The following is an 11,487-nucleotide window of genomic DNA, read 5'->3' as shown; positions in this document are numbered from 1 at the left end:
AAGCCAGGCAGGTTTCCCAGCTGAATCGGTGTTTATTGCAACCTGTTTAGTCTCAGGTTTAGGCTCAATTTTGATCGGTTTATGGGCGAATACTCCAATGGCAATTGGTAGTGCGATTTCATTAACTGCATTTACCGCGTTCAGCTTAGTACTTGGCCAAGGTATTTCAATTCCTGTGGCACTCGGTGCTATCTTCTTAATGGGTGTGGTGTTCACACTGATTTCAGTTACAGGCATTCGTTCTTGGATTCTGCTCAACCTGCCTTCAAGCATCGCACACGGTGCAGGCATCGGTATCGGTTTATTCCTTCTATTGATTGCTGCAACTAATGTTAAATTAGTGATCAACAGCGGCATTGATATTCCTGTCAAGATGGGCGAATTTACCTCATTTCCTGTAATAATGTCATTGCTTGGTTTATCAGCAATCGTGGGTTTAGAACGATTAAAAGTGAAAGGCTCAATCCTTTGGGTGATTATTGCGATTACGATTATTGGCTTAATTTTTGATCCGAATGTAAAATACTCAGGCTTCTTCAAAATGCCAAGTTTCGGTGAAAACTCATTATTCTTAGCATTAGATGTAGTGGGTGCATTAAATGCGGCAATTTTACCTGTAGTATTTGCGCTTGTGATGACTGCAATATTTGATGCAACAGGAACAATTCGTGCGGTAGCTGGTCAAGCAAACTTATTAGATAAAGATGGACAAATCCTTAACGGTGGTCGTGCATTAACTTCTGACTCATTAGGTTCTGTATTATCAGGCTTATTTGGTACCGCACCTGCAGCAGTTTACATCGAATCAGCGGCAGGCACAGCAGTCGGTGGTAAAACAGGTTTAACTGCCGTAGTAGTAGGTATCGGTTTCTTATTGATGCTTTTCTTCCAACCATTAGCTGGTTTAGTGCCAAGCTACGCAACTGCACCTGCTTTAATGTATGTAGGCTTGTTAATGTTAAGCAATGTCTCAAAATTAGATTTTGATGACTTTGTAGGCGCAATGTCAGGCTTAGTGTGTGCAGTGTTTATCGTGCTTACAGCTAATATCGTAACAGGTATTATGTTAGGCTTTGCAACATTAGTGATTGGTCGCACCATTTCTGGTGAATTCAAAAAATTAAATATCGGCACAGTCATTATTGCGATTGTATTAGTTACATTTTATGCACTAAGTTTAGCGATCTAATTTTCTTACAAAAAGCGGTCAATACCATATTGACCGCGTCTTTGTTAACCAAGTTTTCTCGCATAATACTGACTTTTCGGATTCACAATCCACTCTCTTGCTGCAATAATTTGTAGTTCATATTTTCCTCTTTGTTGCGTAACACTCATCACATCATTTACCGCGTTTGCAGTATGTTCGAAAGCTTCTAAATCTGATTTACCATTGAGTAAGTTCGCTAAAAATAGACCGCTTGTTAAATCTCCCACGCCTACTGGATCACGCCCCACAAACTCGTGCAATGGTCGGCTGATATGCCAAATACCCGCTTCTGTTGCCAATAACATCTCAAACTGGCTGGGATCTTGCCCTACTTTGCTTAAATGTTTTACCAATACACGTTTTGGACCTTTAGATAAAATCGCTTTAGTTGCTTCTACCGCTTGGGTAAAATTCTCAACAGGTAAGCCCGTAAGCTCTCGTAACTCCACCAAGTTTGGGGCGATTAAATCCGCTTTTGCCATTGCTTCATCACGCAAAAATTCAGCAACACCAGGTGCAACAATACAGCCTTTATCAGGATGCCCCATCACAGGATCGCAAAAATACACCGCATTCGGATTTTTCGCTTTAATTTTCTCAACAGCTTTTAAAATCTCTGCCCCCTGCTCTGCTGCACCAATATAGCCCGACAAAATTGCATCACATTCGTACAGTGCATCAATTTCATCAATTCCCTGTGTAATTTCGCTAATTTGTTCTTTTGGAATCACCATTCCTTTCCATTTGCCATATTGGGTATGATTGGAAAATTGCACCGTGTTTAACGCCCAAACATCTACCCCAAGTAGTTGCATTGGAAACACAGCTGCTTTATTACCCGCATAGCCATAAACCACGTGCGATTGAATAGACAATACATTTTTCATCATTTTCTCCTTTAAATAATGATATTGTTTGCATAGAGGATTAAGACGATAGCACGCCCAGAATGAAATTTCATTCAATTTAAAAGATAAAGCGGTCGGACTTCTTCAAATTTTCGGTATTATGTAGCAAATTTTTGCAAAAAATGAAACATTTTCACCGCTTTTAATAGTCTAACCATAAGTAACTCTTTGTATTTTGAATGTAAAATAAATGTTACAAAAGAGTATAAAAATCTTGGAAAATCAATATTTTTCCGCTCTTTTTTGATTTTTGCTGGAACGGTTTAGCTAAAGTGGGGTACAATCGGCACAATCTTTTCAATTTTAAACTCACCTTTATATAAGGAGCAAAAATGCTTAATTTATCGGCAAAAAATATCCGTTTAAATGGCAGTGCCGCAAACAAAGAAGAAGCAATTAAATTAGTTGCTGCAGGCTTGGTTGCAAATGGCAATGTTGAGAATGGTTATGAAGCAGGTATGCTTGCACGTGAGCAACAAACTTCGACTTTCTTAGGCAATGGGATTGCCATTCCTCACGGTACGTTAGACACGCGTGGTTTAGTGAAAGAAACGGGCGTGCAAATCATCCAATTCCCACAAGGCATTGAATGGAGTGAAGGCAATACAGCTTATGTAGTAATTGGTATTGCGGCAAAATCGGATGAGCATTTAACCTTACTTCGTCAATTAACCACAGTATTAAGTGATGAAGAAGCGGCTGAAAAATTAGCAACAACCCAAGATGTGCAAGAATTTGCAGACATTTTAAGTGGCAAGAAAAACTTTCCTGCGATTGCAGAAGAAAACCTTTCTTTAAATATCGACACTTCAAGCCTGATTACTTTATCGGCAGTAAATGCGGGTAAGTTACAAGAAAAAGGCTATGTTAATCAACAGTTTATCAGCGATGTAGTGGCTCAAGCTCCGCTTGCATTAGGCAATAATGTATTTATTGTAGATAGTGCAAAAGGCAATTTAGCCAACGGTATTGCGGTGGCACGTAGTACGCAAGGTCAAACCCTAGTGAGCGTGGCGGCTGTTGATAGCGGCTTAGAAACACAGCTTGCTCGTCTATTAAATGCGGAAACTCGCACTCAATTAGCAGCAGCCACAGCAGTACAAATCGTGGCGTTATTCAACGGTGAAGCGGTATCTGTTTCTGCAAATCCTGCAGTAAATTCGACCGCTTCTTCAGTTAGTCAAGTGATTGGTACATTTACCGTACGTAACGAGAACGGGATTCACGCTCGCCCATCTGCGGTGTTAGTACAAACGTTAAAACCATTTGCAGCGAAAATTACGGTTGAAAACTTAGATCGTGGCACAGCTCCAGCGAATGCGAAAAGTACAATGAAAGTGGTCGCACTTGGTGCTTCGAAAGGTGCTCGTTTACGTTTTGTGGCGGAAGGCGAAGATGCTCAACAAGCAATGGAAACGCTTGCGAAAGCGTTTGAATCTGGTTTAGGTGAAAGCGTAAGCTTCGTGCCAGAAGTGACTGATACTATCGAAGGTAATATAGCTCAAACTGCACCAACTACCGCTCAATCCGTAGCAAAACAAGCACCTGTTTTAGCTGAAGGTGCATTAGAAGCTTCATTTGTGATTCAAAACGAACACGGCTTACACGCTCGTCCAAGTGCGGTATTAGTCAATGAAGTGAAAAAATATACTTCAAAAATTGAAGTGCAAAACGTTGATAAAAACTCACCGCTTGTGAGTGCAAAAAGCTTAATGAAGATCGTGGCACTTGGTGTAACCAAAGGCACAACTTTACGTTTTGTGGCAACGGGTGAAGATGCTCAAGTTGCGCTTGATGGCATTGGTGCTGCAATTGCGGCTGGTTTAGGCGAGAAATAAGGCGGTAAAAATGCGTATTGCAACGGTAACATTAAATCCTGCTTTTGACTTAGTTGGTCGCTTGGCTCGTATTGAAATTGGCGAAGTAAACACGGTGGAAACCCTTGGTTTATACCCAGCGGGTAAAGGCATCAATGTAGCGAAAGTATTAGCTGATTTAGGTGCAAAACTTTCTGTAACAGGCTTTTTAGGCGAAGAAAATCAAGGCGATTTCGTGCAAGCTTTTGTTCAAAATGGCGTAGATGACAAATTCTATCGCATTGCTGGTAAAACACGTATTAACGTGAAAATCACTGAAACAGAAGCGGATGTAACGGATCTTAACTTCTTAGGTTTTGAAATTAGCGAAAAAGATTGGGATGCGTTTACCCGTGAAAGCCAAACTTGGGAAAGCCAATATGATTTAGTAGCAGTGTGTGGTTCACTTCCGCGTGGCGTAACGCCTGAGCAGTTTGCGGCTTGGTTAGAAAGCCTCCATCAACAAGGCTTAAAAGTGGTGTTAGATAGCTCAAATGCAGCATTAACCGCAGGCTTAACCGCTCATCCTTGGTTAGTGAAACCAAACCGCCGTGAATTAGAAGTTTGGGCGGGTCGTTCATTACATACAATTGAAGAAGTGATTGAAACTGCTGAACAATTATGTTCGCATGGCATTGAAAACGTGATCATCTCAATGGGCGAAAAAGGTTCTGTATGGCTTAACAGCGAAGGCGTATTACAAGCTCAGCCACCGCATTGTGAAAATGTGGTGAGTACCGTTGGTGCAGGCGACTCAATGGTGGCAGGCTTAATTTACGGTTTCAGCCAAGGTTGGAGTAAAGAGAAAACTTTAAGTTTTGCAAGTGCAACATCTTCCCTTGCGGTTTCACAAAGCAATGTGGGCATTAGCGATAAACAGGCGTTAGAGCAAATTTTAGCCCAAGTGAAATTAACCAATTTATCAACTTTTTAATAGGAATAGCGTATGAATTTCTCATTTATTTTTCCTGTACAACTGGGCAAAGCACGTGCTTTTCTGGTGAATGAAGCACTGAGTGCGGCAGCAAAACAGCAAGGGCATTCTGTGGTTGCAGCAGATCAAGCTGATTTTATCGTCTTATTTAACGACCAAATTCCAGCAACAGCAGCAGGCAAACAAGGGGCACAGCTTGAGTTAGAAAAAGCCTTTGCGAACCCAGCAGCAGCCATCAAACAAGCGGTAGAAAATGCAAAAATATTTGCAAATGCGACCGCTTCATCATCGCTTTCATCAAGTGGCGTGAAAAACATCGTGGCGGTAACGGCTTGCCCAACGGGCGTGGCTCACACCTTTATGTCAGCAGAAGCGATTGAAAATTACGCCAAAGCTCAAGGCTGGAACGTGCGTGTAGAAACTCGCGGACAAGTCGGTGCGGGCAACCCAATCACTCCAGAAGAAGTGGCTGCAGCCGATCTTGTATTCGTGGCGGCAGATATTGATGTGCCATTAGATAAATTCAAAGGTAAATTGATGTATCGTACTTCAACCGGTTTAGCGTTGAAGAAAACAGCACAAGAGTTTGAAAAAGCTTTCAAAGAAGCGAAAGTGTTTGAAGGGGCGGTAACGAGTGCGGCAGCAGAAACCAAAACCGAAGAGAAAAAAGGTGTGTATAAACACTTGATGACGGGTGTGTCACATATGCTTCCGCTTGTGGTTGCTGGTGGTTTATTAATCGCCGTTTCCTTTATGTTTGGTATCGAAGCGTTCAAAGATGAAACCATTGCAGGCGGCTTACCAAAAGCGTTAATGGATATTGGCGGTGGGGCGGCATTCCACTTAATGATCGCGGTATTCACAGGTTATGTGGCGTTCTCTATCGCTGACCGCCCAGGGCTAGCAGTAGGTCTTATTGGCGGGATGTTATCTACCACTGCGGGAGCGGGTATCTTAGGCGGTATCGTGGCAGGTTTCCTTGCGGGTTATGTGGTGAAATTCTTAAATGACATTATCAAATTACCACCAAGTTTTACCTCACTTAAACCGATTTTAATTCTACCGCTATTTGGTGCAGCAATCGTTGGTTTATTGATGATTTACCTCATCAACCCACCAGTAAAAGCGTTGATGGACGCATTAGTGGATTGGTTAAACACAATGGGGCAAACCAATGCGGTGATTTTAGGTCTTATCCTTGGTGCGATGATGTGTGTTGATATGGGCGGACCTGTCAATAAAGCGGCTTATACCTTCGGTGTAGGTTTAATCGCTTCTCAACAATATGTACCAATGGCAGCGGTAATGGCGGCAGGTATGGTGCCACCAATTGGTATGGCAATCGCGACTTTCCTTGCTCGCTCTAAATTCACTGCAAACCAACGCGATGCAGGTAAAGCTTCATTTGTATTAGGTTTATGCTTTATTTCTGAAGGGGCATTACCATTCGTTGCGGCAGATCCTGTGAGAGCGATCATCTCATCTATATTAGGTGGTGCAACAGCTGGTGCAATCTCAATGGGCTTAGGTATTACACTTCAAGCACCGCACGGTGGTTTATTCGTGATTCCATTTGTATCACAACCATTGATGTACTTAGGTGCAATCGCATTAGGTTCAGTGGTAACAGGTGTAATTTACTCTGTCATTAAACAAAAAGCGGCAGAATAATTCTGAACTTTTGCAAATAGCCTCTTAGCACGTGTTAAGAGGCTATTTTACTTTCCATCTTTACTTATCTTTTTTCGGCTTTGACTTTAAAAAACTTCGCTTTTGTGCTATTTTCTACGCCAGTTTTTTACCCTTTTTCGGAATAGAACAAAATGAATTTAACAACAAAACAAAGACAATTTTTAAAAGGCTTAGCCCACCATTTAAGTCCTGTGGTTATGCTGGGTGGCAACGGTTTAACTGAAGGCGTTTTAGCTGAAATTGATAACGCATTAAATCATCACGAGTTGATCAAAGTGAAAATCGCAGGTGCAGATCGTGAAGTAAAACAGCTCATTATTGATGCAATTGTACGTGAAACTAACGCGGTAAACGTGCAAACGATCGGTCATATTTTAGTGCTTTATCGCCAAAGTGATGACAAAAAAATCACTTTACCAAAAGCAACAAAATCAATTTAATTAAAATGGGCAGCCTTTTGAGGTCATCAGGGCATATGCCCATTTTCTCTTTTTAAACGCTATTATGGTTAATAAACTCTCTTTTTATACTGCTTTAATGCTTTGTATTCCGCTCTTTGTCTGGGCAACAGGTTGGCATTGGGTTAATGATGCTCACTTAATTTCAGGCTTCGATACCTTTATGTATTTCTTAACCGAAAGCGGTTCAGCACCTTATGCCTTGATTACTTGCGTTGTGTTTATGTTATGGCTAATGAAATTAGCGGCAAAACGTTACTCTTGGATTTTAGTGGGGGCAATTTGTGCTACTTCTGTGATTGGTACGCAAGCAATTAAAATCGTAGCAAAACATACTTTTGCCGAGCCTCGCCCGTATGTTGTACAAATGATGGGCGGAGAGGCACAAGCCGAGCAATTTTATGAACTTTCACGTGATGAACGTGCGGTATTAGTCGCACAACATTACCAAAACCACAATTTCCCGCTGGTAGTAAAACATCGTGAAAGTGAAACAGGCTATTCATTCCCATCAGGGCATACGATTTTTGCGGTTTCGTGGTTACTCCTTTTTGCGGGCTTATTAATCGGAATACGTTCACAAGCGGTCGTTTTTGCTCAAGGTTTTGCATTGGTTTGGGCAGCGTTAATGTTAATCAGCCGTTTGCGTTTTGGCATGCATTACCCAATCGATCTCTTTATTAGCACCCTGATTGCGTGGGTATTCCATTGCATCCTCTTTATTTGGATTATCCCTTTTGCTGAAAGATTTTCATTATTTAAAAAACGAGGTTAATTATGGCAGTTTATTACGGCTTAGACATCGGCGGCACAAAAATTGAGCTTGCGGCTTTCAATGAAAAATTAGAAAAACTGTATAGCGAACGCGTGCCAACTCCGCAAACAAACTATGAAGATTGGCTTTACACTGTCGAAACATTAGTGCGTAATGCAGATGAAAAATTTGGTGAAAAAGGCTCTGTTGGCTTAGGGCTACCAGGCTTTGTAAACCGTGAAACTGGCGTGGGTGAAATTACTAATATTCGCGTAGCCGATGGCAAAACTATCTTAAAAGATTTAAGTGACCGCTTAGGGCGTGAAGTGCGTGGCGAAAACGATGCAAACTGCTTTGCTCTTTCTGAAGCGTGGGATGAAAACAACAAGCAATACTCCACCGTGCTTGGTTTAATTATTGGTACAGGCTTTGGCGGTGGCTTAGTATTTGATGGCAAAATTCACTCTGGTCATATCGGTATGGCAGGAGAAGTAGGTCATATGCAATTAAACTACCACGCTTTAAAACTACTTGGTTGGGATCATGCACCAATCTATGATTGCGGCTGTGGCAATCGTGCCTGTTTAGATACCTATCTGTCAGGTCGTGGCTTTGAATTGCTGTTCCAATCTTTAGAAAAAGAGACAGTAAAAGCGAAAGAAATTATTGAGCGTTTCTACGCAAAAGAGCCGAAAGTGGTGGCATTTGTTGAGAAATTTATCGAATTGATGGCAATCTCAATCGGAAATTTAATTACCATTTTAGACCCTGATATGATCGTCTTTGGCGGAGGCTTATCAAACTTTGATTACATTTACGAAGCACTACCAAAAGCGTTACCACCACACTTAATGCGTACGGCAAAAGTGCCTGTGATTAAAAAAGCGATCCACGGTGACTCAGGCGGCACACGTGGCGCAGCAGCGTTGTTCTTAAAATAAATATATGATCTAGGGTAATAATAAGTTGAGGTTGGTTGATTAATTTCTTCGTTAATTGCTACTGCCAAATCTCCCCTCCCCCTCTTTGCTAAAGAGGGGATTGTTATAGCAAAATTAGATTTTCACGTCCAACATCAACATTGCAAAAATTGAGAATATAAATAAGCCAACAACTATCAATTTATTAAAGAATCTCCCCTCTTTAGCAAAGAGGGGGAGGGGAGATTTGGCAGAAGATAAAACGAAGAGAGTAAAATATAAAAGGAAAAATATGCTAAACATTATCCCTATCCCCGCTCTATCGGACAACTACATCTGGGTTATTGTCCAAGGGAACCAAGCTATTATTGTTGATCCTTCCGAAGCTAAACCCGCATTAGATTATCTTGCAAAACATTCGCTAAATTTAACCGCGATTTTGCTTACACATCATCATCACGATCACGTGGGCGGCGTAAATGGAATCAAACAACATTATCCGAATATTCCTGTGTATGGACCTGCTGAATGCCAAGAGTGGACAACTGAGATTGTTGAGCCCGAAACGCATTTGACATTGTTTGGCTATGATGTTCGCGTGATTGAAAGTGCAGGGCACACCGAACAGCACATTAGCTATCTGTTTGGCAACGAATATCTCTTCTGTGGCGATGCATTATTCTCAGCAGGTTGTGGGCGAGTTTTCACAGGAGATTATCAAGCCGAATTTGATGCACTACAACGTTTTAAAGCCTTGTCGACTTTTGTGGAAATTTTCCCCGCTCACGAATATACGGTTAGCAATCTAAAATTTGCCGAAGCGGTAATGCAGCCAAGTTGTGCGTTCTTTGAATATCAAGAATTAGCCGCAATAAAACGCGAACAGCATCGCCCTACTTTACCGACAACGCTTGAAAAAGAGTTGGTGATTAACCCGTTTTTACAGGCGGAAACCTTGGAAGAATTTATCAAATTGCGTCAGAAGAAAGATAATTTTTAGTGATTTTTCCTAAAAAATGATAGGATTAACCTTTAAATAATACGAAATAATGTAAAAAATGAAAGACACTCTACGTATTGCAACTCGCCAGAGTCCATTAGCACTTTGGCAGGCGAATTTTGTTAAAGCAGAATTAGAAAAATATTTCCCTGAATTAAGCGTCGAACTAGTCACAATGGTGACCAAAGGCGATATTATTTTAGATACGCCACTGGCAAAAATTGGCGGTAAAGGCTTGTTCGTGAAAGAGCTGGAGTTGGCACTGTTAGAAAATCGAGCAGACATCGCTGTGCATTCGATGAAAGATGTGCCGATGAGTTTCCCTGAAGGTTTGGGCTTGGCGGTGATTTGTAAGCGTGAGGATCCACGTGATGCCTTTGTTTCTAACCATTATGCGAATTTGGACGAATTGCCAGCAGGAGCCGTTGTGGGGACTTCAAGCCTACGACGCCAATGTCAGTTAATGGCGAAATATCCGCATTTAACTGTGAAATCATTGCGTGGTAACGTGGGGACGCGTTTAAGCAAGTTAGACAATGGAGAATATGATGCGATTATTTTAGCTTCGGCAGGTTTAATCCGCTTAGGAATGCCTGAACGCATCAAAAGTTTTATCTCCGTTGAGCAATCGTTGCCTGCGGCGGGGCAAGGGGCGGTGGGAATTGAGACCCGCATCAATGATGAACGCATATTGAACTACCTTGCAAAATTAAACCACGAAACGACCGCTTGTTGTGTGAAGGCCGAACGTGCAATGAACACTCGCTTGCAAGGTGGTTGCCAAGTGCCAATTGGTGGTTTTGCGACCATTGAAAATGGTGAAGTTACTTTGAATGCTTTAGTTGGTGCATTAGATGGTTCGAGCATTATTCGAGCCACAGGCAAAGCACCAATAAGTGAAGCAGAGCAGCTAGGTGTGAAAATCGCTGAGCAACTACTTGCACAAGGTGCGGATAAAATTCTGGCTGAAATTTATGCTGAATAATTTATGAATGTATTAGTGACTCGCCCCGATGCACGTGGGCAAGAGTTGGTAGAGTTACTCAACCAACAGCAGATTTTCGCTTTGCATCAACCGCTTTTTACGCTAGAAGCGGGGCGAGAATTGCCAATTTTACCTTCGCTTTTTTCACAGCTGAATACAGGCGATTATGTCTTTGCTGTGTCGAAAAATGCGATTGATTTTGCGTGTAATACGCTGGCTGAAACAGGTTTTAAATTCCGCCGTGATCTGCAATATTTCTCTGTTGGGATACGAACTGCCAGTTATTTTGCTGAAAAATCAGAACAAGCGGTCAAATTTCCTATTCATTTTGAAAATAGCGAAGGCGTGTTAGAGTTGCTAGAAATGCAAGCACTTGAAGGTAAAAACCTGGTGATTTTACGTGCGGATAGCGGACGAGAATTATTGGCTCAAGAAGCGGTAAAACGTGGAGCAATGGTACAGAATGTGGAGTGTTATCGTCGCGTGCTGATTTCTGAACAGCTTTCTGAGAAAATCAGTCTTGCTAAACGTTCGGGCATTGATACCATTGTGATTACAAGCGGTGAGATTTTAGCGACCTTAGTAGAGCTGACCGCTAGTGAAGATCAATCTTGGCTATTTGAGTGCCAAGTTGTAGTAGTGGGCGAGCGAATTGCGACTTTAGCTAATCAATATGGCTGGAAACGTGATAAGATCATTGTGTCGCAAAAAGCAGATAATCAAACTTTATTAGATGTATTAGTAAACAATAAGCGATAACAGCTTTGTTT

At 41.7% G+C, this 11,487-nt stretch carries 11 protein-coding genes; 10 read left to right on the top strand and 1 reads right to left on the bottom strand.

Annotated elements, in window-relative coordinates:
* Positions 1-1,189 (top strand): NCS2 family permease (locus tag KH943_RS02000; protein ID WP_304106852.1); only part of this gene is annotated, 1,189 nt, incomplete at its 5' end.
* Between the two features lie 44 nt (positions 1,190-1,233).
* Here the strand turns inward: KH943_RS02000 and pdxY are convergent.
* Positions 1,234-2,097 (bottom strand): pyridoxal kinase PdxY, encoded by an 864-nt coding sequence (gene pdxY / locus KH943_RS01995; RefSeq protein ID WP_304106863.1) that lies wholly within the window; start codon positions 2,095-2,097, stop codon positions 1,234-1,236.
* A gap of 353 nt (positions 2,098-2,450) precedes the next feature.
* Here pdxY and fruB point away from each other — a divergent pair, with 353 nt between their 5' ends.
* The 9 genes from fruB (at position 2,451) to KH943_RS01950 (ending at position 11,476) form a co-directional block, all read left to right on the top strand.
* On the top strand, positions 2,451-3,956 hold the full coding sequence (gene fruB, locus KH943_RS01990; protein ID WP_304106849.1) for a fused PTS fructose transporter subunit IIA/HPr protein: 1,506 nt from the start codon (positions 2,451-2,453) through the stop codon (positions 3,954-3,956).
* Positions 3,957-3,966: 10 nt separating this feature from the next.
* The gene (fruK, locus tag KH943_RS01985) at positions 3,967-4,908 is read left to right on the top strand and encodes a 1-phosphofructokinase (protein ID WP_304106846.1); all 942 of its coding nucleotides are present in this window, start codon (positions 3,967-3,969) and stop codon (positions 4,906-4,908) included.
* 12 nt (positions 4,909-4,920) lie between these two features.
* Positions 4,921-6,579 (top strand): fructose-specific PTS transporter subunit EIIC, encoded by a 1,659-nt coding sequence (locus KH943_RS01980; RefSeq protein WP_304106843.1) that lies wholly within the window; start codon positions 4,921-4,923, stop codon positions 6,577-6,579.
* A 152-nt stretch (positions 6,580-6,731) separates the two neighbouring features.
* Positions 6,732-7,040 carry a ribosome assembly RNA-binding protein YhbY gene (yhbY, locus tag KH943_RS01975; RefSeq protein ID WP_111313521.1) on the top strand — a complete coding sequence of 103 codons (309 nt, stop codon included), beginning with the start codon at positions 6,732-6,734 and terminating at the stop codon, positions 7,038-7,040.
* Between the two features lie 64 nt (positions 7,041-7,104).
* Positions 7,105-7,833, top strand: coding sequence for a phosphatase PAP2 family protein (locus tag KH943_RS01970; protein WP_304106841.1), 729 nt, complete (start codon positions 7,105-7,107; stop codon positions 7,831-7,833).
* A gap of 2 nt (positions 7,834-7,835) precedes the next feature.
* Positions 7,836-8,753, top strand: coding sequence for an N-acetylglucosamine kinase (nagK, locus tag KH943_RS01965; RefSeq protein WP_304106839.1), 918 nt, complete (start codon positions 7,836-7,838; stop codon positions 8,751-8,753).
* Between the two features lie 271 nt (positions 8,754-9,024).
* Positions 9,025-9,732 (top strand): hydroxyacylglutathione hydrolase, encoded by a 708-nt coding sequence (gene gloB, locus KH943_RS01960; RefSeq protein ID WP_304106836.1) that lies wholly within the window; start codon positions 9,025-9,027, stop codon positions 9,730-9,732.
* A 58-nt stretch (positions 9,733-9,790) separates the two neighbouring features.
* Positions 9,791-10,717, top strand: coding sequence for a hydroxymethylbilane synthase (hemC, locus tag KH943_RS01955; protein WP_304106833.1), 927 nt, complete (start codon positions 9,791-9,793; stop codon positions 10,715-10,717).
* A gap of 3 nt (positions 10,718-10,720) precedes the next feature.
* Complete coding sequence (locus KH943_RS01950) at positions 10,721-11,476, top strand: uroporphyrinogen-III synthase (RefSeq protein WP_304106830.1); 756 nt, start codon at positions 10,721-10,723, stop codon at positions 11,474-11,476.
* The last annotated feature ends 11 nt before the right edge of the window (positions 11,477-11,487 follow it).

The organism is Haemophilus parahaemolyticus (assembly GCF_018373095.1).
Taxonomy (GTDB): domain Bacteria; phylum Pseudomonadota; class Gammaproteobacteria; order Enterobacterales; family Pasteurellaceae; genus Haemophilus_A; species Haemophilus_A parahaemolyticus_A.
Note: the sequence above shows the minus strand (reverse complement) of the source record. Positions and strands in the feature narration are given on the sequence as shown.

Excerpts from the sequence above, each read along its gene's own strand:
- pdxY (WP_304106863.1), bottom strand. The coding sequence starts at position 2,097 with ATGAAAAATGTATTGTCTATTCAATCGCACGTGGTTTATGGCTATGCG.
- fruB (WP_304106849.1), top strand. The coding sequence starts at position 2,451 with ATGCTTAATTTATCGGCAAAAAATATCCGTTTAAATGGCAGTGCCGCA.
- fruK (WP_304106846.1), top strand. The coding sequence starts at position 3,967 with ATGCGTATTGCAACGGTAACATTAAATCCTGCTTTTGACTTAGTTGGT.
- KH943_RS01980 (WP_304106843.1), top strand. The coding sequence starts at position 4,921 with ATGAATTTCTCATTTATTTTTCCTGTACAACTGGGCAAAGCACGTGCT.
- yhbY (WP_111313521.1), top strand. The coding sequence starts at position 6,732 with ATGAATTTAACAACAAAACAAAGACAATTTTTAAAAGGCTTAGCCCAC.
- KH943_RS01970 (WP_304106841.1), top strand. The coding sequence starts at position 7,105 with ATGGTTAATAAACTCTCTTTTTATACTGCTTTAATGCTTTGTATTCCG.
- nagK (WP_304106839.1), top strand. The coding sequence starts at position 7,836 with ATGGCAGTTTATTACGGCTTAGACATCGGCGGCACAAAAATTGAGCTT.
- gloB (WP_304106836.1), top strand. The coding sequence starts at position 9,025 with ATGCTAAACATTATCCCTATCCCCGCTCTATCGGACAACTACATCTGG.
- hemC (WP_304106833.1), top strand. The coding sequence starts at position 9,791 with ATGAAAGACACTCTACGTATTGCAACTCGCCAGAGTCCATTAGCACTT.
- KH943_RS01950 (WP_304106830.1), top strand. The coding sequence starts at position 10,721 with ATGAATGTATTAGTGACTCGCCCCGATGCACGTGGGCAAGAGTTGGTA.